At 72.9% G+C, this 25349-nt stretch carries 27 protein-coding genes and 1 pseudogene; 9 read left to right on the top strand and 19 right to left on the bottom strand.

What is annotated here, in order from left to right:
* Positions 1-1239, bottom strand: coding sequence for a tryptophan synthase subunit beta (trpB, locus tag AB0C25_RS17970; protein WP_357374362.1), 1239 nt, complete (start codon positions 1237-1239; stop codon positions 1-3).
* 34 nt (positions 1240-1273) lie between these two features.
* Positions 1274-2077, bottom strand: coding sequence for an indole-3-glycerol phosphate synthase TrpC (gene trpC / locus AB0C25_RS17965; protein ID WP_357251431.1), 804 nt, complete (start codon positions 2075-2077; stop codon positions 1274-1276).
* 487 nt (positions 2078-2564) lie between these two features.
* On the opposite strand from trpC, the gene AB0C25_RS17960 reads away from it, so the two are divergent.
* A complete protein-coding gene (locus AB0C25_RS17960; protein WP_357374360.1) occupies positions 2565-2834 on the top strand; it encodes a hypothetical protein in 270 nt (89 codons plus the stop codon).
* Between the two features lie 28 nt (positions 2835-2862).
* Here AB0C25_RS17960 and AB0C25_RS17955 read toward each other — a convergent pair whose 3' ends face one another.
* From AB0C25_RS17955 to AB0C25_RS17940, 4 genes and pseudogenes are all read right to left on the bottom strand, one after another.
* The gene (locus AB0C25_RS17955; protein WP_357374358.1) at positions 2863-3453 is read right to left on the bottom strand and encodes a Trp biosynthesis-associated membrane protein; all 591 of its coding nucleotides are present in this window, start codon (positions 3451-3453) and stop codon (positions 2863-2865) included.
* A gap of 115 nt (positions 3454-3568) precedes the next feature.
* The gene (locus AB0C25_RS17950; protein WP_357374355.1) at positions 3569-5122 is read right to left on the bottom strand and encodes an anthranilate synthase component I; all 1554 of its coding nucleotides are present in this window, start codon (positions 5120-5122) and stop codon (positions 3569-3571) included.
* A 58-nt stretch (positions 5123-5180) separates the two neighbouring features.
* The gene (gene hisI / locus AB0C25_RS17945; RefSeq protein WP_357374483.1) at positions 5181-5612 is read right to left on the bottom strand and encodes a phosphoribosyl-AMP cyclohydrolase; all 432 of its coding nucleotides are present in this window, start codon (positions 5610-5612) and stop codon (positions 5181-5183) included.
* Between the two features lie 180 nt (positions 5613-5792).
* Positions 5793-6116, bottom strand: a pseudogene (locus tag AB0C25_RS17940) (phosphoribosyl-AMP cyclohydrolase); the annotation flags it as partial.
* A gap of 557 nt (positions 6117-6673) precedes the next feature.
* Here AB0C25_RS17940 and AB0C25_RS17935 point away from each other — a divergent pair.
* The 3 genes from AB0C25_RS17935 (at position 6674) to AB0C25_RS17925 (ending at position 8873) form a co-directional block, all read left to right on the top strand.
* The gene (locus AB0C25_RS17935) at positions 6674-7429 is read left to right on the top strand and encodes an ABC transporter ATP-binding protein (RefSeq protein WP_357374353.1); all 756 of its coding nucleotides are present in this window, start codon (positions 6674-6676) and stop codon (positions 7427-7429) included.
* On the top strand, positions 7426-8181 hold the full coding sequence (locus tag AB0C25_RS17930; RefSeq protein ID WP_357251158.1) for an ABC transporter permease: 756 nt from the start codon (positions 7426-7428) through the stop codon (positions 8179-8181). Before AB0C25_RS17935 ends, AB0C25_RS17930 begins: the two co-directional genes overlap by 4 nt.
* 95 nt (positions 8182-8276) lie before the next feature.
* Positions 8277-8873, top strand: a complete 597-nt coding sequence (locus tag AB0C25_RS17925) for a TetR family transcriptional regulator (protein WP_357374351.1) — start codon at positions 8277-8279, stop codon at positions 8871-8873.
* Positions 8874-8876: 3 nt separating this feature from the next.
* Here the strand turns inward: AB0C25_RS17925 and AB0C25_RS17920 are convergent, their stop codons facing one another.
* From AB0C25_RS17920 to AB0C25_RS17910, 3 genes are all read right to left on the bottom strand, one after another.
* Positions 8877-9626, bottom strand: coding sequence for a DUF2470 domain-containing protein (locus AB0C25_RS17920; protein WP_357374349.1), 750 nt, complete (start codon positions 9624-9626; stop codon positions 8877-8879).
* 92 nt (positions 9627-9718) lie between these two features.
* Entirely contained in the window at positions 9719-11500 is a 1782-nt protein-coding gene (locus AB0C25_RS17915; RefSeq protein ID WP_357374347.1) for an ABC transporter ATP-binding protein, read from the bottom strand.
* Between the two features lie 114 nt (positions 11501-11614).
* Positions 11615-13498 (bottom strand): ABC transporter ATP-binding protein, encoded by a 1884-nt coding sequence (locus tag AB0C25_RS17910; RefSeq protein WP_357374345.1) that lies wholly within the window; start codon positions 13496-13498, stop codon positions 11615-11617.
* 173 nt (positions 13499-13671) lie between these two features.
* Between AB0C25_RS17910 and AB0C25_RS17905 the strand changes: the two genes are divergently transcribed.
* The 3 genes from AB0C25_RS17905 to AB0C25_RS17895 all read left to right on the top strand — a co-directional run bounded on the left by AB0C25_RS17905 (position 13672) and on the right by AB0C25_RS17895 (position 17341).
* Positions 13672-14301 (top strand): TIGR03085 family metal-binding protein, encoded by a 630-nt coding sequence (locus tag AB0C25_RS17905; RefSeq protein ID WP_357374342.1) that lies wholly within the window; start codon positions 13672-13674, stop codon positions 14299-14301.
* Positions 14302-14500: 199 nt separating this feature from the next.
* Positions 14501-15376, top strand: a complete 876-nt coding sequence (locus AB0C25_RS17900) for a terpene synthase (RefSeq protein WP_357374340.1) — start codon at positions 14501-14503, stop codon at positions 15374-15376.
* Between the two features lie 138 nt (positions 15377-15514).
* Positions 15515-17341: a long-chain fatty acid--CoA ligase gene (locus tag AB0C25_RS17895; protein ID WP_357374338.1), complete on the top strand. Its 1827-nt coding sequence runs from the start codon at positions 15515-15517 to the stop codon at positions 17339-17341.
* A gap of 67 nt (positions 17342-17408) precedes the next feature.
* On the opposite strand, the gene AB0C25_RS17890 is transcribed toward AB0C25_RS17895, so the two are convergent.
* Positions 17409-18866, bottom strand: coding sequence for a PLP-dependent aminotransferase family protein (locus tag AB0C25_RS17890; protein WP_357374336.1), 1458 nt, complete (start codon positions 18864-18866; stop codon positions 17409-17411).
* 59 nt (positions 18867-18925) lie between these two features.
* Between AB0C25_RS17890 and AB0C25_RS17885 the strand changes: the two genes are divergently transcribed.
* Together AB0C25_RS17885 and AB0C25_RS17880 are read left to right on the top strand one after the other, a co-directional pair.
* A complete protein-coding gene (locus AB0C25_RS17885; protein WP_357374334.1) occupies positions 18926-19597 on the top strand; it encodes a hypothetical protein in 672 nt (223 codons plus the stop codon).
* Positions 19598-19699: 102 nt separating this feature from the next.
* A complete protein-coding gene (locus AB0C25_RS17880; RefSeq protein ID WP_357374332.1) occupies positions 19700-20161 on the top strand; it encodes a hypothetical protein in 462 nt (153 codons plus the stop codon).
* 5 nt (positions 20162-20166) lie between these two features.
* On the opposite strand, the gene hisF is transcribed toward AB0C25_RS17880, so the two are convergent.
* From hisF to AB0C25_RS17835, 9 genes are all read right to left on the bottom strand, one after another.
* Positions 20167-20934 (bottom strand): imidazole glycerol phosphate synthase subunit HisF, encoded by a 768-nt coding sequence (hisF, locus tag AB0C25_RS17875; protein ID WP_357374330.1) that lies wholly within the window; start codon positions 20932-20934, stop codon positions 20167-20169.
* 73 nt (positions 20935-21007) lie between these two features.
* Positions 21008-22006 (bottom strand): NADP-dependent oxidoreductase, encoded by a 999-nt coding sequence (locus tag AB0C25_RS17870; RefSeq protein ID WP_357374328.1) that lies wholly within the window; start codon positions 22004-22006, stop codon positions 21008-21010.
* A gap of 47 nt (positions 22007-22053) precedes the next feature.
* A complete protein-coding gene (locus AB0C25_RS17865; RefSeq protein WP_357374326.1) occupies positions 22054-22485 on the bottom strand; it encodes an organic hydroperoxide resistance protein in 432 nt (143 codons plus the stop codon).
* Between the two features lie 5 nt (positions 22486-22490).
* Positions 22491-22937, bottom strand: a complete 447-nt coding sequence (locus AB0C25_RS17860) for a MarR family transcriptional regulator (RefSeq protein ID WP_357374324.1) — start codon at positions 22935-22937, stop codon at positions 22491-22493.
* A gap of 80 nt (positions 22938-23017) precedes the next feature.
* On the bottom strand, positions 23018-23407 hold the full coding sequence (locus AB0C25_RS17855) for a RidA family protein (RefSeq protein WP_357374321.1): 390 nt from the start codon (positions 23405-23407) through the stop codon (positions 23018-23020).
* Positions 23404-24129: a bifunctional 1-(5-phosphoribosyl)-5-((5-phosphoribosylamino)methylideneamino)imidazole-4-carboxamide isomerase/phosphoribosylanthranilate isomerase PriA gene (gene priA, locus AB0C25_RS17850; RefSeq protein WP_238646994.1), complete on the bottom strand. Its 726-nt coding sequence runs from the start codon at positions 24127-24129 to the stop codon at positions 23404-23406. The genes AB0C25_RS17855 and priA overlap by 4 nt, the downstream gene beginning before the upstream one ends.
* 14 nt (positions 24130-24143) lie before the next feature.
* A complete protein-coding gene (locus tag AB0C25_RS17845; RefSeq protein ID WP_355032713.1) occupies positions 24144-24467 on the bottom strand; it encodes a hypothetical protein in 324 nt (107 codons plus the stop codon).
* Between the two features lie 36 nt (positions 24468-24503).
* Positions 24504-25136 carry an imidazole glycerol phosphate synthase subunit HisH gene (hisH, locus tag AB0C25_RS17840; protein WP_357374319.1) on the bottom strand — a complete coding sequence of 211 codons (633 nt, stop codon included), beginning with the start codon at positions 25134-25136 and terminating at the stop codon, positions 24504-24506.
* Positions 25133-25306, bottom strand: a complete 174-nt coding sequence (locus tag AB0C25_RS17835; RefSeq protein WP_357374317.1) for a hypothetical protein — start codon at positions 25304-25306, stop codon at positions 25133-25135. The genes hisH and AB0C25_RS17835 overlap by 4 nt, the downstream gene beginning before the upstream one ends.
* Between the last annotated feature and the right edge of the window lie 43 nt (positions 25307-25349).

Genomic DNA, 25349 nt, shown 5'->3' with positions numbered 1-25349 from the left:
TCACCGCTCCTTGTCGAGGATGCCGAAGTAGTCGCCGGCGGTGTGCACGTCCTTGTCGCCCCGACCGGAGAGGTTGACCACGATGGTGGGCTCCCGACCCAGCTCGGCGGCGAGTTTCGGACCCAGCGCGACGGTGCCGGCGAGCGCGTGGGCGCTCTCGATCGCCGGGATGATCCCCTCCGTACGGCACAGCAGCTCGAAGGCGGCCATCGCCTCGACGTCGGTGACCGGGAGGTAACTCGCCCGGCCGGTGTCGTGCAGCCAGGCGTGCTCGGGCCCCACGCCCGGGTAGTCCAGACCGGCGGAGATCGAGTGCGACTCCAGCGTCTGCCCGTCGGCGTCCTGCAACACGTAGGTGCGGGTGCCGTGCAGGACACCGGCCGACCCACCCGTGATGCTGGCCGCGTGCCGGCCGGTGGCAACCCCCTCGCCGCCGGCTTCGAAGCCGTACAGCCGCACGTCGTCGTCGCCGACGAACGCGTGGAAGATGCCCAGCGCGTTGGAGCCGCCGCCGACGCAGGCGGTGACCGCGTCCGGCAGCGCGCCGGTCAGGTCCAGGCACTGCTGACGGGCCTCGTCACCGATGCCCCGGACGAAGTCGCGGACCATCGCCGGGAACGGGTGCGGACCGGCGGCGGTGCCGATCAGGTAGTGCGTCTCGTCGACGTTCGCCACCCAGTCGCGCATCGCCTCGTTCATCGCGTCCTTGAGGGTGCGCGAGCCGTTGGTGACCGGAACGACGGTGGCGCCGAGCATCCGCATCCGGGCCACGTTGAGCGCCTGCCGCTCGGTGTCGACCTGGCCCATGTAGACCACGCACTCCAGGTCGAACAGGGCGGCGGCCGTCGCCGTGGCCACACCGTGCTGGCCGGCGCCGGTCTCGGCGATCACCCGGGTCTTGCCCATCCGCTTGGTGAGCAGGGCCTGGCCGAGCACGTTGCGCACCTTGTGCGCGCCCGTGTGGTTGAGGTCCTCGCGCTTGAGCAACACCCGCGCCCCGACCTTCGCGGAGAACCGCCGGGCCTCGTAGAGCAGCGACGGCGTGCCCGCGTAGTCACGCAGCAGCGCGCCGAACTCGGCCCGGAAGGACTCGTCCGCCATGGCCGTGCGCCACGCCCCGTCGAGCTCGTCGAGCGCGGCCACCAGGGCCTCGGGAACGAACCGACCGCCGAAGCGGCCGAAGTGGCCGGCGGAGTCGGGCTGCGGGCCGGCCACCGGGGCCAGCGCGTCGGCGCTCATCGGAAATCCTCTCGGTGGGGCGTCCGGTGCGAGGTCAGCGCACCGGCCGGGGCGTTGCCGGGTGATTACCCGCGTTGACCAGCTCGGCGACCGCCTCGCGAGGGCTCTTCTGCGTGACCAGGCCCTCGCCCACGAGGACCGCGTCAGCACCCGCGGAGGCGTACCGGATCAGGTCGTGCGGACCACGAACGCCGGACTCGGCGATCTTGACGACGCTGCTGGGCAGGCCGGGTGCGATCCGCTCGAACACCGACCTGTCGACCTCCAGGGTACGCAGGTCACGGGCGTTGACCCCGATCACCTGAGCGCCCGCCTCCAGCGCGCGGTCGGCCTCTTCCTCGTCGTGCACCTCGACGAGCGCGGTCATGCCCAGCGACTCGATCCGCTCCAGCAGGCCCATCAGCACGTTCTGCTCGAGCGCGGCGACGATCAGCAGCACCAGGTCGGCGCCGTGCGCGCGCGCCTCGTGGATCTGGTAGCTGGAGACCACGAAGTCCTTGCGCAGCACCGGCACGCTGACCGCGGCCCGAACGGCCGCCAGGTCGTCGAGTGAGCCACCGAACCAGCGCCCCTCGGTCAGCACACTGATCGCCCGCGCCCCACCGGCGGCGTAGTCGACCGCCAGGTCGGCCGGATCGGCGATCTCGGCCAGCCGCCCCTTGGACGGCGACGAGCGCTTCACCTCGGCGATCACGGCCACGCCGGGCTTACGCAGCGCCGCGTACGCGTCCAGCGGCGGCGGCGCCGCCGCTGCCAGTTCACGGATCCGCTCCAGCGGAACCTGCTCCTGGCGTCGGGCGACGTCCTCACGCACGCCAGCCAGAATCTCGTCGAGCACGCTTACGGACGCTGCCTGACCGGCCTCGTCCCCCTCGGCGTGCGCATGCTCAGCAGTCACCAACGGACTCCCCTCTCCGGGCGTCATGGGCCGATGCTAGGGGCAGCCGACCGACGCCGAATGCCGGGGGTATGGCGCTGCTCACGAAAAGGGCTGCGGCATAATGGCCGACTTGCCGTGAACGGTGTGTCACGCAGCGCCACCTCCCGTATCGACAATCGCAACGCGGTATGGAGCCTGGCGGCCGCGGTCAGACCGTGCCGACGCATCGATCATGCCACCAGTTCCCGGCCCGCGCCCGACGACAACGGTGTCGGTCGATGTTGTGAGCAATCTCAAGGCCGAACGGACGGCCCCTGGTCACGGCCGGGGCGGGACAGTTGACCGGGCGGTCACGACGGCGAAACGTCAGTCGGCCAGCATCGTCCTCGGGCAGACTCGATGACGCGCCTGCCCCGACCGTCGCAACTCCTCGTGCGAGGTGACCATGAGCATGTCCGAGCCGCAAGCGACCATCGGCCTGACGACCATCTCGCGGACGGTGGCGTCGCTCGCCGTCGGGGTGGTGCACACCGTGGAACGGGCCGTGGTGGGCGAGGGGCGGATGCGCACGGCCCGGGGCAACGCCTGGGAGGCGGTCTGCGCCGACCGGGCCCGCGCCGACCAGCGCGCCGAACTGAACCGCCTGGTGGCCGAACTGACCGCCGCCCGCGCCGCCAGCCAGCGACCGCGGCGGGACCGTCAACCAGTCGGCTGACACCCACCCGTCGTAGCGGCCCTCGCCGTCACTCGGCCGTCGGATCCTCACCCCGATCCAGCGCGTCCCACGCCTCGGTGGTCCGTCGCCCGGCCATCGGCGCGGGCGAATCCGATGCGCCGGTCGACGCGGGCGCGGCCGGCGGGGCGGTGCGGGCCGGCCGCTCGTACCGGGCACCCATCGCGGGCCAGCCTCCCCCACGCACCGCCGTCCAGAAACCGCCCGCGGCGGCCAGCAGGCCGCCGAGCAGGCAGAGCACCGGCCACTGCCGGCTCACCGAGCCGTCGACGTCCACACCCAGCCCGTACCCACCGCCGGCCGCCACGGCCAGAGCGAGCACACCCAGCAGAGCCCCGAGCACCTGCCGCAGCCGACCCCGGGTAGCCAGCACCGCACCACCGCCGGCCAACGTCACCAGGGCCAACGCCGGCAACCAGGGCAGCAGCCCGGCACCACTACGCGTGTCGCGGACCGGCGGCAGCGGCGCCGGGCGCACGGTCAGCTCGACCGACCAGGTCCGCGTCGCGGCCCACAGCGCCAGGGCCGCGCCGACCAGACAGAGGAGTACGGCGTACGTCAACTCACGCCGGCCCCCGACGGACCGCTCGCCATCCCTCATCGGGCTGGCCTTTCGTTCGCGACTGCGGGGCTCCGCTGCGCTGCACTCCTCGCGCTCACCGGTGCCGGCCTTTCGTTCGCGACTGCGGGGCTCCGCTGCGCTGCACTCCTCGCGCTCACCGGGCTGGCCGCAACGTCTCGGCAGCCGCGATCGCCGCCAGCACGGCGGCGGCCTTGTTCCGCGTCTCCTGGTCCTCGGCGGCCGGGTCCGAGTCGGCCACCACCCCGGCCCCGGCCTGCACGTAGGCGCGACCGTCACGGATGAGCGCGGTCCGGATGGCGATCGCCATGTCCAGGTCGCCACCGAAGCCGAAGTAGCCCACCGTACCGCCGTAGAGGCCGCGACGGACCGGCTCCAACTCCTCGATGATCTCCATGGCCCGCACCTTCGGCGCACCGGAGAGGGTCCCGGCCGGGAAGGTCGCGGCGAGCGCGTCGAACGCGCTCTGGTCGTCACGCAGCGTGCCGGTGACGGTGGAGACGATGTGCATGACGTGGCTGTACCGCTCGATGGTGGCGAACTCGGGCACCTCCACGCTGCCGGGCTGACACACCCGGCCCAGGTCGTTGCGGCCGAGGTCGACGAGCATCACGTGCTCGGCCCGTTCCTTGGGGTCGGCGAGCAGCTCCGCGGCGAGCACGGCGTCGGCGGCCGGGGTGCCGCCGCGCGGCCGGGTGCCGGCGATCGGGTGCAGCAACGCCCGACGCCCCCCGCTCACGCCGCCGGTGACCTTCAGGTGCGCCTCCGGGGACGAGCCGACGATGTCGAACCCGTCGAAGCGCAGCAGGTACATGTACGGGCTGGGGTTGCTGGTGCGCAGCACCCGGTAGACGTCCAGCGGGTCGGCGTGCGTCGAGCGCTCGAAGCGCTGGGAGAGCACGATCTGGAAGCACTCACCGGCCCGGATCGCCTCCTTGGCGGCCTCCACCGCCTTCGGGTAGCCGCCGTCGGGCGTACGGCAGAGCACCTCCCCGGCCGGCGGACGCTCGACGGTGGAGATCATCGGCGGGATGGGCCGGGACAGCGCCGTGGTCATCGCGTCCAGCCGGCCCACCGCGTGGTGGTACGCGGCGGCGACCTGCGGGGCGCGGTCCGGGGCGTCCAGCGGCGGCAGCACCGCGTTGGCGACCAGGATCGCCGAGCCGTCGTAGTGGTCGAGCACCACCAGGTCGGTGGCGAGCATCATGCCCAACTCCGGCACGCCGAGGTCGTCCTCGGTCAGCTCGGGCAGCCGCTCGAAGCGGCGGACCAGGTCGTACCCGAGGTAGCCGACCATGCCCCCGGTCAGCGGCGGCAGACCGTCGGACGGGTCCCCGACCGGGCCGGCGAGCGCCGCCACCGTCTCCCGCAGCACCCGCACCGGGTCACCCCCGGTGGGCAACCCCGCCGGCGGCGTGCCGAGCCAGGTCGCCACACCGTCGCGCTCGACGAGGGTGGCGCTGCTGCGTACGCCGATGAACGAGTACCGCGACCAGGCCAGGCCGGCCGAGCCGACGCCCTGCTCGGCCGATTCCAGCAGGAATGTGCCCGGTCCACCGGCCAGCTTCCGGTAGACCCCGACCGGCGTCTCCGCGTCGGCCAGGAGCCGCCGGGTCACCGGCACCACCCGCCAGTCGGCGGCCAGCTCGGTGAATGTGCCCAGGTCGGGGCTGACGGTGCCGTCGGTCATGGCTGGGTCTGCCTTTCGTTCGCGGCTGCGGGACTGCGCCGGGCTGCGCCGCGCGCGCTCACCGTGCCTCCGGGGCGGTGACGGGCAACTCGGTGAAGAAGCAGGTCCGATGTCCGGTGTGGCAGGCCGCGCCGACCTGGTCCACGCTGACCAGCAGCGCGTCACCGTCGCAGTCCAGCGCGACCGAACGCACGTACTGGTGGTGCCCGGAGGTGGCCCCCTTGACCCAGTATTCGCGTCGGCTGCGCGACCAGTAGGTGGCCCGACCGGTGGTGAGGGTGCGGTGCAGCGCCTCGTCGTCCATCCAGGCGACCATCAGTACCTCGCCGGAGTCGTGCGCGCGGACCACCGCGGCGACCAGACCGTCGGCGGTGCGGCGCAGTCGGGACGCGATGGCCGCGTCGAGTCGGGACGGGCGGGCCGACCCGGAGGCCACCGGGTCGCTCGGAGCGCTGGGGACGCCGGTCGCCGGCGAGTCAGGTACGGACACAGTGTCCAAGTGTCCCGCACGTGGCGCGGGCACCGGTGACCGCTCCCGGCAGGGCTGCGGCGCGGGTCCGTCGGGCCGGGCCAACTGGGCCACGTAACGGTCCAGCCGGCCGTCGACCAGGGCGGCGGCCAGGTCCGCGCCGGCTGCCTCGGCGATCTCCTCGGCGTACGGCCGGATCAACGGCAGGGTGCCGGCGACGAGCCGTACGGCGGCGGCCCACAGCTGGCCGGTCGCGCCCGGTCGGAGCCCGAGGCAGAGCAGCATGTCCGCCCGGTAGCCCGCCGGGGCCACCGGCAGGTCCAGGGCCGCCGCGAAGGCCGCCCGGCGGGAGTGGACCCGCACCGACGGGTTCGCCGGGCGCAGCACCGATGGGCAGAGTCGGGCCAGGTCGGCGACGGCGAGCCGGACCCCGAGGCGGTCGTGGGCGGACCGGGCGGCCGCTGCCTTACCGAGCGTGGCGATCAGTTCCTCGAGTCGGGGCGGTTCGGCGGGTTGGCAGAGCACCGGCAGGTCGATCCGGGGGCGCCAGTGCGGGTCGGCCCAGAGCAGCCGCGCCGGCGCGGTGACCGGCAGCCCGAACGCCCAGTCGGCCGGTTCGCCGAGCCGGTGCACCCAGGAGCGGACGTCGCGGGCGGCGACCGATACGTGGGTGACCCGACCTGCGGATTCGGCCAGGTACGCCTGCCGCGCCGCGTACGGTGCGCCGCCGACCAGCACGTCGAGGTCGACGTCGCTGTGCGCGGTGGCGGCTCGGCGGGCGTGGCTGCCGCGCAGCAGGATGCCGACGACCGGCCGCTCGACGGTCTGCCGCAACCGCGCGGCCCAGTCCTCAAGAAAACCGCTATTCGGTAACGGAGCGTGACCCACGGCGCCATCGTGCCGTACGCCCGATCGGCGCGCAATGCCCGTTGGCGGACTCGCTGTCCGGTCCGAAGCCTACTGCCCGTTCTCATGCTCGGCGCACGGTAGCTGGCCGATGGTCGGTCGTGGCCGTTGCACCGGAGGCAGGATTTCATCTAGCGTTGAGTTCAACAGATGATGAGTTTCTTGGGAGGCACATGATGGACGACGCGATAGGCGTCCGCGACCTGGTCGTCGACCGGGGCGGGCGGCGGGTGCTGGACCGCATCAGCTGCCAGGTCCCCCGCGGGGCCGTCACCGGGCTGCTCGGCCCCAGCGGCAGTGGCAAGACCACGTTCATGCGCGCCGTGGTCGGGGTGCAGGTGGTCAGCAGTGGCACGGTCACCGTGCTGGGCCAACCGGCGGGCACCCCGGCGCTGCGGCACCGGGTGGGCTACCTGACCCAGGCGCCGAGCGTCTACGCCGACCTGACCGTCCGGGAGAACGCCCGCTACTTCGCGGCCCTCTACGGGCGCGGGCGGGTCGAGGCCGACCGGGCGATCAGCGATGTCGGCCTGGCCGAGGCCGCCGGTCAACTGGTCGCCACCCTCTCCGGCGGTCAACGCAGCCGGGCCTCGCTGGCCTGCGCCCTGGTCGGGGAGCCGGAGCTGGTGATTCTCGACGAGCCGACAGTCGGTCAGGATCCGGTGCTGCGGGCCGACCTGTGGGCCCGGTTCCACGCGATGGCCGCCGCGGGCACCACCCTGCTGGTGTCCAGCCACGTGATGGACGAGGCGGCCCGCTGCGACCGGTTGCTGCTGATCCGCCAGGGACGGTTGATCGCCGACGACAGCCCGGCCGCCATCCGCGCCGCCGCCGGTGTGGACGACCTCGACGAGGCGTTCCTGCGCCTGATCCGGGCCGGCGAGGCGGGTCCGGCCACCACCGTTTCGAAAGCCGCACAGGAGCAGTCATGAACCCCCGGATCCTGGCGGCCACCACCGGCCGCATCCTGCGTCAGCTCCGGCACGACCGGCGGACGATCGCACTGCTCGTGGTGGTGCCGGCCGTCCTGCTCACCCTGGTCTACTTCATGTACGCCGACCAGCCGACCCCACCCGGCCAGCCGACGACGTTCGACCGGGTCGCGCTGGTGATGCTGGGCATCTTCCCCTTCGTGATCATGTTCCTGGTGACCAGCATCGCCATGCTCCGTGAACGCACCTCCGGCACCCTGGAACGTCTGCTCACCACACCGCTGGGCAAGCTCGACCTGCTCTTCGGGTACGGCATCGCGTTCGGGCTGGCCGCCGCCGTGCAGGCGGCCGTCGCCGCCGCCGTGGCGTACTGGGTCTTCGATCTGGAGACCGCCGGCAGCATCGGCCTCGTGATCGGGATCGCCGTCGTCGACGCCGTGCTCGGTGTCGCCCTCGGGCTGCTGTGCAGCGCCTTCGCGCGTACCGAGTTCCAGGCAGTACAGTTCCTGCCAGTCGTGGTGGTCCCCCAACTGCTGCTCTGCGGGCTGTTCGTGGCCCGTGACCAGATGGCCGGCTGGCTCCAGGCACTCAGTGACGCCTTCCCCCTCTCGTACGCCATCGAGGCGTTGCAGGAGGTCGGCGCCCACGCCGAGCCGACCGGCACGATGTGGCGGGACGTGGCGGTGGTGCTCGGTGCGGTGGTGCTGGCGCTGGTGCTCGCGGCGGCCACCCTGCGCCGACGCAGCGGCTGACCGCCCGCGCCGGGGGCGGCGGCCAGCGCGGCGGCCGACCCCGGCACGGGCAGGGCCGGCTCACGACGGGCCAGGCGGACGAACGAAGGGCGGCGATGACGCGGCGAACCGGCCGGCGACCCGGCAAACCGGGCACCCGGGAGGCGATTCTCGACGCGGCGCGGACGGCGTTCGCCGAACGTGGCTTCGACGCCGCCTCGATCCGGGCCATCGCCGGCGCGGCGGAGGTCGACCCGGCGCTCGTGCACCACTACTTCGGCAGCAAGGACCAGCTCTTCCTGACCGCGATGGACTTTCCGGTCGATCCCGGTCAGCTGGTGCCGAAGGTGCTCGCCGGTGACCGGGATGGCGCCGGTGAGCGGATGGTGCGCATCTTCCTCGGCGTCTGGGACTCCCCGACCGGCGGCGCCGCGCAGGCCCTGCTGCGCTCCGCGGTGAGCAACGAGTGGACCGCTCGACTGCTGCGTGAGTTCGTCACCACCCAGGTGCTGCGCCGGGTGCTGGAGAACCTCGACGTGGATCCGGCCGAGCTACCGCTGCGCGGCTCCCTGGTGGCCACCCAGATGATCGGCCTGGCCATGATGCGGCACGTGGTGCGGCTGGAGCCGGTCGCCTCGGCGGACCCGGAGACGCTCGTCGCAGCGATCGGCCCGACGATCCAGCGCTACCTCACCGGTCCCCTCCCGACCTGACCGTCAGCGCGGCGGGTGGGTGCTGGCGGGGAGGCGCAGCGGTGGCAGTAGTCGCGGCAGGTCGGCCGGGTCGGCCACCGGGCCGGGGAAGGCCAACCGGATCCGGCGTCGGGCGCCGGGGCGGCCGAGGGCGACCACCAGCCCGTAGCGGTCGATGCGCACCACCCGGGGCGGCCCGTCGAGGGTCTGCTCGGTCAACCCGAGCTGCCGGCGCAGGTACGCGGTCACCTGGGCACCGTGGCGCTCGGCCAGGTCGGCGAGCAGTCGCGCCTCGACCGGGTGCACCGGGTCCGGCTCGGCCTCGGCGTACTCTCCCGGGTCGATCCGGCGCACGGCGCCGGCGCGCTCCCAGCGGACCTCGACCACCTCGAAGCGGAACAGCCGGAACCGGGTGCCCAGGTCGAGCAGGTCGCCGGTCGGCTCCACCGCGGCGAAGTCGAGCGCCGCCCGGCGGGCCTCGTCGCCGTGCAACTCGCCCGCCCAGCCGGAGACCCAGGCGCGACCCAGACCTGGCGCACCGGCGGCGGGCGGCAGGTCGAGCACGTCGAGCACCACCGCGACGTCGCTGGTGCCGGCGACCGGCTGCAGTGCGGCGGCCAGGTGGCTGGCCACCGGCACCAGCAGCAGCACCCGCCCGTCCGGGTCGGTCACGTGCCGGGCGTGGTGCGGGCCCGGCCGGTGCGCGAGATGGACGAGACCGGGTAGGCGGCCGGCGACGAGGGTACGGACGATCTCGGCGGGTTTGGGCCGCATGGCGCGACCTCCTTCTAAGGTTAGGCTTACCTAACCCGGAGCCTAGAGCACCCGACCGTCGGCGTCCACCACCCTCGCGCAGCCGGGACAGCTCACCGGGTCTGCTCCAACCACGAGGCATAGAGCAGGCCATATACCGAGTCGGCGTCGCGGACCAACTCGTCGTGCGGGCCGCGCTGCACCACCCGCCCCCGGTCCACCACGATCACCTCGTCGGCGGCCTGCGCCGTGGAGAGCCGGTGCGCGATCGCGAGGGTCGTCCGGCCCCGGGTGACCGCGTCCAGGGTGCGTTGCAGACGCACCTCGGTCGCCGGGTCCACCGCGCTCGTCGCCTCGTCCAGCACCAACAGGTCCGGATCGGCCACGTACGCGCGGGCCAACGCGACCAACTGCCGCTCACCGACGCTGAGCGCCTCGCCGCGCTCCCCGACCGGCGTGTCCAGACCCGCCGGGAGACCCTCCAGCCAGTCCGACAGACCCAGCTCGGTGAAGGCCGTGTTCAGCTCCTCGTCGGTCAGCTCCGGCCGGGCGAACCGGACGTTGTCCCCCACCGTCGCGTCGAAGAGGAACCCGTCCTGCGGCACCATCACCACCCGGGAGCGCAGCGAGTCGAACCGCACCTCCGCCAACGGCACCCCGGACAGCAGCACCGCCCCGGCCGACGGGTCCATCAGACGGGTCAGCAACTTGGCGAAGGTGGTCTTGCCGCTGCCGGTCTCGCCGACCACCGCCACCCGGCTCTTCGCCGGGATCTCCAGGTCGATGTCGTGCAGCACCGGCGGGCCACCCGGATAGGCGAACCGCACACCGGCGAACCGGATGTCCAGCGGTCCGGCCGGCAGCTTGCGCCCCTGCTCCCCCGGGTCGGCCACGTCGGGGGCGACGTCCAGCACATCCAGCACCCGACGCCAGCCGGCGATCGCGTTCTGCGCCTCGTTGAGCACCTCCGTGGCGATCTGCACCGGCTGGATGAAGAGCGTCACCAGGAACAGGAACGCGGTCAACTGGCCGATCGACAGCGTGCCGTCCACCCCCAGCGTCACCCCGAGCACCACCACACCCGCCAGCGCGAGCCCCGCCGCCAGCTCGCCGACCGAGCTACCCACGATGCTGATCCGGATCGCCCGCTGCTGCGCCAGACGCTGCGCGTCGATCGCCTCGTCCAACCGCCGCTCGGTGCGGCCCGCGATCCCGTACGCCCGGATCACCGGCGCACCCACCACGCTCTCGCCGATCGTGCCGAGCAGCGTGCCGGTGCGCTGACGCACCGTCGCGTACGCCGAGCCCAACCGCTGCTGCAACTGCCGGATGACGAACACCGCCGGCAGGAACGCGGCCAGCACCACGAGGGTCAACTGCCAGGAGTACGCGAGCATCACGGCGGTGGTGACCACCAGCTGACCGAGGTTGACCAGCAGGATCACCCCGCCCCACTGGAGGAACTGGGTGATCTGGTCGACGTCGCTGGTGACCCGCGAGACCAGCGAGCCCCGCCGCTCCGACTGCTGGTGCAACATCGACAGGTCGTGCACGTGCCGGAACGCCCGCGTCCGGACGTTGGCCAGCGCCGTCTCGCTGACCGTGAACAGCCGGCGCATCATCAGATAACCGCAGACCGTCGTGACCGCCAGGATCGCCGCGGTGACACCCACCACCGTCCACACCACGTCGAGGTCCAGACCACCGACGAGGCCGCGGTCGATGCCCTGCTGCACGGCCACCGGCACGGCCACCCGACCGACCATGTAGACCAACGCCAGCGCCAGGGTGCCGGCCAGACCGGTCCGCAGCTCCGGAGAGAGCGCCAGACCCCGGCGCAGGGTCTGCCAAGTCGTCTCGTCCCGATCAACCCGTTCTTCGATCTTGACGCTCACCGGACCCGCCTTTCGTTCGCGACTGCGGGGCTCCGCTGGGCTGCACTCCTCGCGCTCACCGGACCCGCCTTTCGTTCGCGACTGCGGGGCTCCGCTGCGCTGCACTCCTCGCACTCACCGGTCCACCTCGATCTCCAGGCCCGAGGGCAACGGCACAACCTCGTCGCTGTACGCACTCTCCTGCGCGCGCTCGACCTCCGCCTGCTCGTAGGCGGTGACCAGGTCGACGTAGCCGGGCACGGTGGCCAGCAACTCGCTGTGCGTGCCCCGGGCGAGCACCCGTCCCTGCTCCACGTAGACGACCTCGTCGGCGAGCGCGATGGTGGCCCGGCGGTACGCCACCACGAGGATCGACGCGACCGGCACCCCCGGCTCGGCCGTCGACGACCGCAGCCCGGCCAGGATGGCCGCCTCCACCCGCGGATCCACCGCGCTCGTCGCGTCGTCGAGCACCAGCAGGCGCGGCCGGCCGGCCAGCGCGCGGGCCAGGGTGAGCCGCTGCCGCTGCCCGCCGGAGAGCGACGTGCCCCGCTCGCCGACCATGGTGTCCAGACCGTCGGGCAGCGCGGCGACGAACCCGTCCGCCTCGGCCAGCCGCAGCGCCGCCCAGACGGCCTCGTCGTCGATGCCCGCCCGGTCGAGGGCGATGTTGGCGCGTACCGAGTCGTCGAAGACGAACGGCACCTGGGCGACCAGCGCCACCGTGCCGGCCAGCGAGGCGGCGGTCAGCTCGCGCACGTCCACCCCGTCCAGGGCGACGGTGCCGGAGTCCGGGTCGACGAGGCGTACCGCCAGCGAGGCGATTGTGGACTTGCCGGCGCCGGTGGGCCCGACCAGTGCCACCGTCCGACCGGCTGGCACCGTGAAGCCGACCTCACCGAGGACCTGTGCGCCGACCTCGTGCGCCTCGGCCGGCGGGTAGGAGAAGTGCACGTCACTGAAGGTGAGGGTGGCCGGGCCGGAGCTGGCCGGGTCCAGCACACGCTGCCCGTACGGCATCTCGCCGGTGGCGTCGAGCACCCGGCGCACCCGGTCCCAGCCGGCGACGCTGCGCGGCAGCTCGGCCAGGACCCACCCGATGGCCCGGACCGGAAAGGCCAGCACGGTGAAGAGGAAGGCGACGCTGACCAGCTCGGTGACGCTGATGGCGCCCTGGCGCAGCCGGAACGCCCCGACCACCAGGACGGCGAGGGTGCCGATGCTGGGCAGCGTCTCCAGCAGCGGGTCGAAGATGCCGCGCAGCCGGCCGACCGCGATCAGCGAGTCGCGCAGCTCACCGGCGCGGCCCGCGAACCGGGCGGTCTCCTGGGCCTCGCGGCCCATCGTCTTGACCACCAGGGCGCCGTCGAAGCTCTCGTGGGCGATACCGCTGACCTCGGCGCGCAGCCGCTGCGCCCGGGCCTGGCGGGGCGCCATCCGGCGGGAGTAGACGACGTTGAGCGCGAACAGCGCGGGGAAGACCGCGAGCCCGACCAGGGCCAGCGCCCAGTCGGTGGCGAAGAGCGACACGATCGCGCCGACGAGCATCACCACCGTGCCGACGGCGAACGGCAGCGGCGCGATCGGGTACCAGGCCGCCTCCACGTCCGAGTTGGCGTTGGACAGCAGGGTGCCGGTGGAGTTGCGGTGGTGCCAGGACAGCGGCAGCTCCAGGTAGCGACGGGTGACCCGGCGACGGTAGGAGGCCTGGAGGCGGTACTGCATGTAGCCGGCACCGAGCCGACGCCCGAAGATGCCCGCCACCCGCAGCACGCTGATCCCGAACAGCGCGGCCGCGGCCAACGCCAGGGTGCCGGCACCCACCTCGCCGCGGGCGATGGCCGGTAGCGCCACCTCGCCGATGACCGTCCCGACCACCCGCGCGCTGACGATGATCATCCCGCCGAACAGCACGCTGCCGACGACCGCGACCGTGAAGATCCGGGGTTGCTCGCGGATCGCCTGCCGCAGGACGCCCAGCCCTCGGCTGAGCACGTCCCGACTTGTCTTGCTCGCCACGCTTTCCCCCGCCGTAAGCCGCAATTATCTCCCTCATCCTTACCGGTCCGGGCCAGCGCTGCCGACCCGGACCGGATATGTCGACCGTCACGTACCGGGTGGTGACGAGCGGTCGGCGACGAGCCGGCGACTGGTGTCGCGCGCCGACGAGCCAGCGGGCCTACGATCGGCGCATGCCGCGGTACGCCCGAGCCGAGCGCGAGGCGCTGGCCGATCTCCTGCTGGCCCTCGGGCCGGACGCCCCGACGATCAACGAGGGGTGGGCGACCCGTGACCTCGCCGCGCACCTGGTGCTGCGGGAACGCCGCCCGGACGCCGCCGGCGGGATCATGCTGCCGCCGCTGCGCGGCTACGCCGAACGGGTGCGTCGCCGACTCGCCGCGCGGCCCTACCCGGAGTTGGTGGCGCAGGTACGACGGCCGCCGCTGTGGAGCCCGGTCAGCAACCCCCTGACCGACGAGTTGGCCAACATGATGGAGTTCTTCATCCATCACGAGGACGTGCGGCGGGCCAGCTCCGGATGGCAACGGCGCGACCTGCCCGCCGGTCTGCAGAGCGCCCTGTGGAAGCGTGCCGCCCCGCTGGCCCGGCTGACCCTGCGCCGCTTTCCGGCGGACCTGTACGTGCAGGCGCCCGGCCACGGCGAGATCTCCGTCGGTCGGGGTGGGGAGCCGCTGCGGTTGGTCGGCGCCCCCGCCGAACTGGTCCTGTTCCTGTCCGGCCGGCAGCGGGTGGCGAAGGTCCAACTGGACGGGCCGACGGACGCCGCGCGTCGGCTACGCGCCGCCAAGCTGGGCATGTGACTCCCTGAGCTGAAGCGGTCACAAGTCAAGTGTGGCGTTCCCCACACCCAGCGAAAAACGCCGATGTCCCCTCCCGTACGCTTCACCGCGCCGCTCCGCGCTGGGCGGTACGAAGTGGGGGCGCACTGTGCGGAATTTCGCGATTTCGGCGCTGCGGGAGCCCCCTTTTCGTGCGGGGCGCCACGCGGCTGCCGAGCAGGTGGGGAGCGAGAGCGTCGAGTGGGCGCGGGCGTTCGGGCTGGTCGATTCCGGCCAGCGTGTGCGTCGACTGCAACGGGCCGACGCCGCCGGCCTGTCCGGCCGTGCCTGCCCGGACGGGTCGCTGGACGGGCTGCGCCTGCTCACCGACCTGATCAGTTGGCTCTTCGTCATGGACGACGCCTGCGACGAGGACGGCCTCGGCGCCGATCCGGCCCGGCTGGGGCCGGCGATCAGCACCCTGATCGACGTGCTGGACCGCTGCGGCGACCCGGACGTCGTACCGCCCGCCGTCGGGCCGCTCGGTGACGCGCTGCACGACCTGTGCCGCCGCACCCGGCTGCACGACAATCCGGCCCTGCTGTTGCGGTTCGTCAGCCAGATGCGGGAGTACCTGCTGGCGTTGCTCTGGGAGGCGGCCAACCGGGAGCGTCGGCGGGTACCCGAGGTGGCGGAGTACGTCCAGCTGCGGCGACACATCGGTGGCGTACGCCCGTGCCTCACACTCACCGACCTGGCGGCGGCCCAGCCACTTGGGTCGACCCAGCACGCCCATCCGGCGCTGGTCACCCTGGAGCTGCTGGCGGTGGACCTGGTGTGCTGGTGCAACGACCTCTTCTCCTACGGCAAGGAGAGCCAGGTGGACTCGGACGCGCACAACCTGGTGACGGTCCTCGCTCGCGCCAGCGGCGCGGACGAGGCGAGCGCGCTGCGGGCCGCGGCGGACCAGTTCAACCAGGGGCTGGCCGCGTACCTCGATGTCGAGAAGGCGCTGCTGGCCGACGGGGGCGACGGCATGCGCCACGCGCTCGCGGCACGGCGGAACTGGGTCCGTGCCACCTACGACTGGTCAGTCGTTGCCGACCGGTACGCCTGATTCGACCGTACCGGTTCGGCGGCTGGAACGGCCGGACGATCACCGGGGCTAGCCGACGCACCGCGCCAGGCAATACTCTTCGGTAACCATCATGACGTGACGACCGTCACGCCACCACCCCCGAAGGCGGCTACAGCGATGGCTCTCGATGTACCGTACCGTTCCATCCCGGACATGTTTCTCAAGCGCGTGGCGGCCACCCCCGACCGGCCCGCGTTCGCGTCCCCGAACGCCGACGACTCGGGGCCGGTCTGGTTGACCTGGGCGCAGGTCGGCCAGCGCGCCAAGGCGGTCGCCGCCGGCCTGCACGGCCTGGGCGTCGGCCAGGAGGACCCGGTCGCGATCCTCGCCAACACCCGGCTGGAATGGGTGATCGCCGACCTCGGCATCATGTGCGCCGGCGGCGCGACCACCACCGTCTACCCGACCACCGAGCCGGCCGACGCGACGTACATCATCGCCGACTCCGGATCGAGGGTGCTGTTCGCGGAGAACCCGACCCAGGCGGCGAAGATCGCCGGGGCGACGCTGCCCGCGCTCACCCACGTGGTGCTCCTCGACGGCGCCGTCGATCCGAACGCCCCGGTCGCGCAGTTGACGCTCGCCGACCTGGAGGAGCGCGGCACCCAGGCGCTGGCCGCCGAGCCGGAGCTGATCGACATGCTGGTGGCCGGCATCGGCCCGGACCACCTGGCCACGCTGATCTACACCTCCGGCACCACCGGTCAACCCAAGGGCGTCGAGCTGCTGCACGGCGGCTGGTGCTGGGAGGCCGTGGCGCAGGCGGAGGTCGGGCTGCTGCGCGACGACGACCTGCAGTACCTGTGGCTGCCGCTGGCCCACTCGTTCGGCAAGACCCTGCTCTGCGGCGCCATCCACGTCGGCCTGCCCACCTACGTCGACGGGCGGGTGGACAGGCTGGTCGACCTCCTCTCGGTCATCCGCCCGACGCTGATGTGCGGCGCTCCCCGGGTGTTCGAGAAGGTCTACAACAAGGCCGTGACCACCGCGCAGGGCGCCGGCGGCGCGAAGGCGAAGATCTTCGCCTGGGCCGTCGGCGTCGGCAAGGAGAAGGTCACCCTGGAGCAGGCCGGCAAGCCGGTGCCGGGCGGGTTGAAGCTGCGCTACGGGCTGGCCGAGAAGCTGGTGTTCAGCAAGCTCCAGGCCCGGCTGGGCGGCCGGATGCGGGTACTGGTGTCCGGCGCCGCGCCGCTCAGCCCGGAGATCGCCACCTTCTTCGCCGCCGCGAACCTGCCGATCTCCGAGGGCTACGGCCTGACCGAGACCAGCGCCGGCAACTTCGTCAACCCCCCGGCCGGTCTGCGGATCGGCACCGTGGGCCGGGCGATGGGCGACCTGGAGTGCAAGATCGACACCGACGGGGAGATCCTGGTGCGGGGTCGGCCGGTGATGCGTGGCTACCACAACCTGCCGGAGGAGACCGCCGCCTCGTTCACCGAGGACGGCTTCTTCCGTACCGGCGACATCGGCACCCTCGATGAGCAGGGCTACCTGCGGATCACCGACCGCAAGAAGGACCTGGTCAAGACCTCGGGCGGCAAGTACATCGCGCCCTCGCACATCGAGGGGATGTTCAAGGCCATCTGCCCGTACACCTCGCAGGCGGTCGTCGTCGGTCAGGCCCGCAACTTCTGCACGATGCTTGTCACCCTGGACCCGGACGCGATCCGGGGTTGGGTCGCCGGCGGACCGCTCGAAGGACGCAGCTACACCGAGATCGTCGCGTCGGCGGAGGCCCAGACGATGGTCGAGGAGTACGTCGCCCAGCTCAACGCCAAGCTCAACCGCTGGGAGACGATCAAGAAGGTCGCCATCCTGCCGCGTGACCTGACGATCGAGGACGGCGAGATCACCCCGTCGTTGAAGATCAAGCGGCGTGGTGTGGAGAGCAACTTCGCGGGCGAGATCGACAAGATGTACGCCGGCACCCTCGCCGAGCTGTGACGGGTCGCCGGTGGCCCCGCACCCACGCTCGGGTGCGGGGCCACCGGCGTTCGTGGCGGCGGGGCGCTCAGGCGATGACGGCCGGCTCCCGCCACCGCTGCGGCCCGGTCCGGTCCAGGTCGTAGCGGACCGCCGCGATCCGCCCGACGGCCTCCACCAGGTCTGCGGCGGGCAGGGTGAACGGCAGCCGCAGGAAGCGCTCCAGGGTGCCGTCCAGGCCGAACCGGGGGCCGGGCGCCAGCCGTACGCCAACCTCCTCGGCGGCCCGCGCCAGCGCGCTGGAGACCGGGCCGTCCAACTCGGCCCAGAGGGTCACGCCACCGGTCGGCACGGTGACCCGCCAGTCCGGCAGCCGGTGCGCCAGCGCGCCGAGCAGGGCGTCGCGCTGGCCGGTCAACTGGACGCGGCGGTCGGCGACGATGGCGTCGGCGTCGGCGAGCAGGTGCACCGCGACCAGTTGGTCCAGCACCGGGCTGGCCATGTCCACCCCGACCCGGACGGCGGCCAGCCGCTGTACCTGGGGCGCGGAGGCGCGCACCCAGCCGATCCGCAGGCCACCCCAGTAGGACTTGCTCATCCCCCCGATGCTGATCACCCGACTGTGCCGGTCGTAGACGGCGACCGGGGGCGGCACCTCGGTGCCGTCCAGCGCGAGATCCACGAACGACTCGTCGACGATCAGGTCGGTGCCGACCGCGTGGACGGCGGCCACCACACGCTCACGAAGCGCGGCGGGCATCAGGTGCCCCGTCGGATTCTGGAACTCCGGGATCAGGTAGGCCAGCATGGGCCGGGTCTGCCGGAGACTGCCCAGCAGCAGGTCGGGCTCCCAACCACCGCCGTCGGTGGCCAGGCCGTGGGTGGTGATCCGGGCCCGTCGGCCGGCCAGCGCGGCGAGGGCGTTGGGATAGGTCGGGGACTCGACCAGGACGTTGCCGCCGGGGGCCAGCGCGAGTCGCAACACCAGGTCCAGGGCGTGCTGCGTGCCGCTGGTGACCATGATCTGGTCGGCCGACGTCGGCAGACCCCGAGCCGTGTACACGCCGGCCACCGCCTCACGCAGCTCGATGATGCCGGTCGGGTGGTAACCGGCCCCGCCCAGGTATCGGGGCAGGTCCTCGGCTGCCGCACGGGCGGCCGTGAGGAGTTGCGGCGGGGCGGCCAGCGCGGCGACGCCGAGGTCGAGCATGTCCCGGTCGTCGAGCGGGGTCCACAGGCCGGTGCTGGCGACCCGGTGGTTGCCGGGCAGCATCGTCCAACTGCCGGCCCCCCGGCGGCTGGCCAGGTGCCCGGTCTCCCGCAGTTGCCGGTACGCGGCGGTGACCGTGGTCCGGCTGATCCGCAGCGCCTCGGCCAGCTCCCGTTCGGCCGGGAGCCGGACGCCCAGCGGCAACCGGGCGTCGGCGAGCAGACCGCGCACCGCGCCGGCCAGCGCCGCGTAGTCGGGGCTGCGCCGTCGGCCTGGCAGGGCGTGCCACTGACCGAGCAGACGGGCCAATTGGACGCCGCGCACCTGCCCAGCCATGACCACTCCTCGAATATTGGCTTCTTCCTCGACGAGGATTGGCACCTACAGTGGCATGCATGGCACTGATTGGCAATCTGCGGGAGCGGCCGGTCCGGCGGCTGGTCCAGCTCTACCTCGGGCTCGCCCTCTACGGCGTCAGCATGGCCCTGATGATCCGCTCCCACCTGGGCCTCGACCCCTGGGACGTGTTCCACCAGGGGCTGTCCAAGCTGACCGGCCTCTCCTTCGGCACCGTCACCATCGCCGTCGGCGCGCTGGTGCTGCTGCTCTGGATCCCCCTGCGGCAGCGGCCCGGCCTCGGCACGGTCAGCAACGTCGTGGTGATCGGTCTGGTCGTCGACGCCACCCTGGCCCTGCTGCCCGCGGGTGGCCCGCTCGGCGTCCGGATCGCGATGCTGGTCACCGGGATCGTCGCCAACGGCGCCGCCACCGCCCTCTACCTCGGCGCCCGGCTGGGGCCCGGCCCCCGCGACGGCCTGATGACCGGGTACGTGGCCCGCCGGCCCGGCCGCTCGGTCCGGCTGGTGCGCACCGTCATCGAGGTCACCGTGCTGGCGCTCGGCTGGCTCCTCGACGGCACCGTCGGTGTGGGCACCGTCGCGTACGCGCTGGCCATCGGGCCGTTGGCCCAGTTCTTCATCCCGCTGTTCGCCGTGCCGGAGGGCACCGCGCCGGACAGCGCCGCGCCGCCGCCCGGTAACGCCGCGCCGGCCACCCCCGCCGCCTGAATCCTCACCGACCGTCCGCGAACCGGTACGTGGTGGTGGTGCCGCGTACCGGATGGGAGGGTGGGTGTTCCCTTCCGCGACGCGCGCCGTCATCATCTCTGCATGGGGGAGAACGGTTGGCGCTGGACGGACGCCTGGATCTTCGTGTCGCTGGTCATCGCGAGCGGAGCCGGCCGGCACCGTCGGTCGGCGACGAGTCGCCGGCCGGAGGGGGTCCGCCTGACCGATGTGCTCTCCACCGCAGACCACCTCAACCACGCGATTCCGCAGCGGCACGAGGTGGAGGCCGCGGTCCAGCGGCTGGTCGGGGCCGGGTTGGTGAGTGTCGTCGACGGTTGGTTCCTGATCACCGCCGAGGGTGAGCAGCTCTGGCGCACCCGCCCGCGCGCCGGCGTGGCGACCATGGTGGACACCGTGCAGGGCGTGCTGACCCGCCGACACGCGCCCGGCAGCGCCGACTGGAGCCTGGACGAGGCCGACCACGCCGCGGCCGTCCAGGAGTACGCCGTCCGGTCGATCCCCACGCCCCGCCGGTCACCCGAGGGGCACTCCGGCGGGCACTGACCGGCTCAGCGCACCGGGTGGCCGCTGTCCCGCAGTGCGTCCTTGACCTCGGCCACGGTCAGCTCGCCGAAGTGGAAGACACTGGCGGCGAGCACCGCGTCCGCGCCCGCACCGATCGCGGGCGGAAAGTGGGCCACCTCGCCGGCACCCCCGCTGGCCACCACCGGCACGTCCACGACCGCCCGTACCGCGGCGATCAGCTCCAGGTCGAACCCGGCCTTGGTGCCGTCGGCGTCCATCGAGTTGAGCAGGATCTCCCCCGCACCCAGCTCGGCCCCCCGCTGCGCCCACCACACCGCGTCGATGCCCGTTCCCCGCCGGCCGCCGTGCGTGGTGACCTCGAACCCGCTGGGGGTGATGTCGGTCGGCGCCCGGCGCACGTCGAGGGAGAGCACCAGCACCTGCCGGCCGAACCGGTCGGCTATCTCGGCGATCAACTCCGGCCGGGCGATGGCGGCGGTGTTCACGCCGACCTTGTCCGCGCCCGCGCGCAGCAGCGTGTCGACGTCGGCGACCTGCCGGACCCCGCCCCCGACGGTCAGCGGGATGAAGACCGACTCGGCGGTGCGGCGCACCACGTCGAGCATGGTGCCCCGATCGCTGGAGGACGCGGTGACATCGAGGAAGGTCAGCTCGTCCGCCCCGGCCCGGTCGTACGCGGCGGCCAACTCCACCGGGTCACCGGCGTCGCGCAGGTCGAGGAAGTTGACCCCCTTGACCACCCGCCCGGCGTCCACGTCGAGACAGGGGATCACCCGTACCGCCACCGTCATGCCGCCACCCTATCCTCCGCGCGAGGCGCGACGGCCGACCCGACCGGGCCGACCGCCGCGCACCACGTGCCGTTCAGACACGAACGAGCATCTTGCCCAGGTTCTCGCCGCGCAGCAGGCCGAGGAACGCCGCCGGGGCGTTCTCGATGCCGTCGACGACCGTCTCGTCGTAGGACAGCGTGCCCTCGCGCAGCCAGCCGGCGACGTCACTGACGAACTCCGCCCGCACGTTGTTGTGGTCGTTGACCAGGAAGCCGCGCAGGGTGAGCCGCTTGCCGATGACCAGCGCCAGGTTGCGCGGCGCGGCGGGCGGCTCGGTGGCGTTGTACTGCGAGATCATGCCGCAGATCGCGGCCCGGCCGTGCAGGTTCATGGCCGAGATCGCCGCCTCCAGGTGGTCGCCGCCGACGTTGTCGAAGTAGACGTCGACACCGTCCGGGGCGGCCGCCCGCAACGACTCACGGACCGGCCCGTCGTGGTAGTCGAAGGCGGCGTCGAAGCCCAGCGCCCGCAGCCGCTCGACCTTGGCGGCCGAGCCGGCGCTGCCGATGACCCGGCCCGCGCCCTTGAGCTTGGCGATCTGGCCCACCAGGCTGCCGACCGAGCCGGCCGCGGCGGAGACGAAGACCGTCTCGCCGGGCTTCATCGCGGCGACCTCCAGCAGACCGGCGTACGCGGTCAGCCCGGGCATGCCGAGCACGCTGAGGTACGCGCTGACCGGTGCCAGGCTCGGGTCGACCGGCCGGGCGGCGCTGGCGTCGAGCAGCGCGTACTCCCGCCAGCCCAGCCCGTGCAGGACCGTGGTGCCGACGGCGACGTCGGCCGACTCGCTGGCCACCACCTCGCCGATCGCCGCGCCGTCGAGCGGGGCGTCGAGGGCGAACGGCGGCACGTACGACTTGACGTCGTTCATCCGTCCCCGCATGTACGGGTCGACGGACAGGTACTGGTTGCGGACCACGATCTGGCCCGGTCCGGGCGTCGGGACGTCGGTCTCGACGAGCCGGAAGGTGTCCTCGGTGGGCCAGCCCTGCGGGCGGCTGGCCAGGTGGATCTCACGATTGCCGGTCACGGGGTGGTCGTCCTCTCGTCCGCGGATGGGGGCCTGGGTCCGCGACGTCACGCGGCCGAGGTCTCGCGGACGGTCAGCGCGACGTCGATGTTGCCGCGGGTGGCGTTGGAGTACGGGCAGACCTGGTGGGCCTGCTCGACGATCTGCTCGGCGGTCTCGCGGGAGACGGCGGGCAGGTCGACGACGAGCCGTACGGTGAGCCCGAACCCGCCACTGCCGTTCGGGCCGATGCCGACCTCGGCGGCGACGACGGAGTCGCTCACGTCGGCCTTGGCGCGGCGGCCCACCAGTCGCAGGGCGCTGTGGAAGCAGGCCGCGTAGCCGGCGGCGAAGAGCTGCTCGGGGTTGGCGGCCCCACCGGCGCCACCCATCTCCTTCGGCACGGCCAGGTCGAGCGCGAGAGTGCCGTCGGAGGTCTCGACGTGGCCGTCGCGGCCATCGCCGCTGGCGGTCGCGGACGCGGTGTAGAGAACCTGCATGAGAGTCACTGCTCCTTCTGTCGGTGGATGGTCTCGGTGACCCGGGTGAGCGTGTCGCGCAACGCGACCAGCTCGCCGAGGCCCAGCCCGGTGGCCTGTGCGATGCGCAGCGGGACCTCGCAGAGCTGCTCGCGCAGCGCCTGACCCTGCTCGGTGAGGACGACCTCGACCCGCCGCTCGTCGCGGGCCGACCGCCGCCGCACCACCAGCCCGGCCCCCTCCAGTCGCTTGAGCAGCGGGGAGAGCGTGCCGGAGTCCAGTCGCAGCTCGGCGCCCAGCTCGGACACCGCGGGGGCGTCGTCGGGGCGCTCCCAGAGCACCAGCAGCACCAGGTACTGCGGGTAGGTCAGCCCGACCTCGTCGAGGATCGGCCGGTAGACGTCGGTCAGGGCGCGCGACGCGGCGTAGAGCGCGAAGCACACCTGCCGGCGCAACACCAGGTCATCGGTCACCGGTGAACCGTAGCCCACAATTAAGTTGTGCACAACTTATCGGGCTGCGGGCCAGCCAGCAGGCCGGTCGGGCGCGTACCTCAGCGATCGCCGAGGTACGCCTCCAACTCCACCTCGACCAGGTGCTCCGGATCCAGCAGACCGGCCACCACCACAAGCGTCGCCGCCGGCCGCACCGCGCCGAAGACCGCGTTGTGCGCCCGGCCCACCTCGTCGGCGTGCAACCGGTCCGTCACGTACATCCTGGTCCGGACCACGTCGCCCGGCCCCGCACCCACCTCGGCGAGCGCGTCCAGCCCGATCCGCAGCGCCTGCGCGGTCTGCGCGGCGGCGTCACCGACGTGCACCACCCGACCGTCCACCGTCGCCGTGCAGCCGGCCGTGAAGGCCCGATCGCCGGCCCGGACCACCCGCGAGTAGCCGTAGTGCTGCTCCCACGGGCCACCCGAGGAGAGCCGGGTGACCGTCACACCTCGGCCAGGGTCCGCAGCGCCTCGGCCACCGTGAAGGCACCCGCGTAGAGCGCCTTACCGGCGATCACGCCCTCCACCCCGATCGGCTCCAGGGTCGCCAACGCCCGCAGGTCGTCAAGCGTGGACACCCCACCGGAGGCGATCACCGGCCGGTCGGTGCGGGCACACACCTCGCGCAACAGGTCCAGGTTCGGACCGCGCATCGTGCCGTCCTTGGTGATGTCGGTGACCACGTACCGGCTCGCGCCGGCCTTGTCCAGCCGCTCCAGCACCTCGTACAGGTCACCGCCGTCACGCGTCCAGCCCCGCGCGGAGAGGGTGTGACCCCGCACGTCCAAGCCGATGGCGACCCGGTCGCCGTACTCCCCCACCACCCGGTCACACCACACCGGGTCCTCCAGCGCCGCGGTGCCGATGTTCACCCGGGCCGCCCCGGTGCCCAGCGCCGCCCGCAGCGACTCGTCGTCCCGGATACCGCCGGACAGCTCCACCTTCACGTCCAACTGCCGCACCACCTCGGCGAGCAGGTGCGCGTTCGTGCCCCGGCCGAAGGCCGCGTCCAGGTCGACCAGGTGGATCCACTCCGCGCCGTCCTGCTGCCAGGCCAGCGCCGCGTCCAACGGCTCGCCATAGATGCTCTCGCTTCCGACGGCGCCCTGCACGAGCCGGACGGCCCGGCCGTCGGCGACGTCCACAGCGGGTAACAGGGTGAGGCTCAACGTCTTCTCCTCGATCAGGTACGACGGTCCAGGGCGATCACGACGATCGCCGGCAGTACGAGCAGCAACAACACGATCAGCGCGATACGCAACGCCAGGTTGTCGACGAACGACCAGATCAGAATCAGCGCCGCACCGGTGAGCAGCACGATGGCGGCCCGCTCACCCCGGGTGTGCCGGGCCAGTCGCCCGGAGCGGCCCCGGCGCAGCCGAGGGGTCAACCGGCGGACCACCGCGCGACGACGCTGCCGGCGTGCCACCCGACGCTGCCGGACCGCCCGCTCCCGGGCCTGCTCCGCCTCCCGCTCGGCCCGCCGGCGGGCCCGTTCCCGGCTCACCGCGACGCCCCCGAGACGGGCGTCGGACACCGACGCTCAGCCACCGGTGGGCAGCGTGGCGAGCCAGTTGCGCAGCAGCGCGGCACCGGTGTCGGCGGACTTCTCCGGATGGAACTGGGCCGCCGAGAGGGGACCCCGCTCCACCGCGGCGACGAAATCCGTGTCGTGGTGGGCGGTGGTCACCACGGCGCCGGCAGCGGCCAGCGCCGCCGGGTCGCCCATCGCGTACGAGTGGACGAAGTAGAACCTGCTCTGCTCGGTCAGCCCGGCGAAGAGCACCGACTCCGCAGGCGGCCGGACCGTGTTCCAGCCCATGTGCGGCAACCTGGTGGCGGCCAGTCGGGTCACCCCGCCGGGCAGCAACCCCAGCCCCTTGGTCACCACGCCGTGCTCCTCGCCGTGCTCGAAGAGCACCTGCATACCCACACAGATGCCGAGCACCGGCCGGCCGGCGGCGACCCGCTCGGCAATCACCGGACCGGCGCCTAGCGCCTCGATCCCGGCCATGCACGCGGCGTACGCCCCCACCCCCGGCACCACCAGACCGTCGGCGGCAGCCGCGGCGGCCAGATCGTCGGTCACCCGGACGTCCGCGCCGGCGGCGGCCAACGCCCGCTCCGCCGAGCGCAGGTTGCCCGAGCCGTAGTCGAGCACCACCACGGCGCTCACGCGTCGCCCCCCGGCAGCAGCCGCAGCACCCCGGCGACCGTGGCGAGCACCGCGAGCACCGCGGTGATCAGCACAGCCACCTTCGGCGCGCCCTGGCGGTACAGCGACCAGGTGCCACCGACCAGCACCCCGGCCAGGATCAGCAGCAACGTCGGCAACGCGGCACCCATCAGAGCCACCCCCGAATCGCGACTGCGGGGCTCCGCTTCGCTG

It is taken from the genome of Micromonospora sp. NPDC048839 (assembly GCF_040649915.1).
Lineage (GTDB): Bacteria > Actinomycetota > Actinomycetes > Mycobacteriales > Micromonosporaceae > Micromonospora.
Note: the sequence above shows the minus strand (reverse complement) of the source record. Positions and strands in the feature narration are given on the sequence as shown.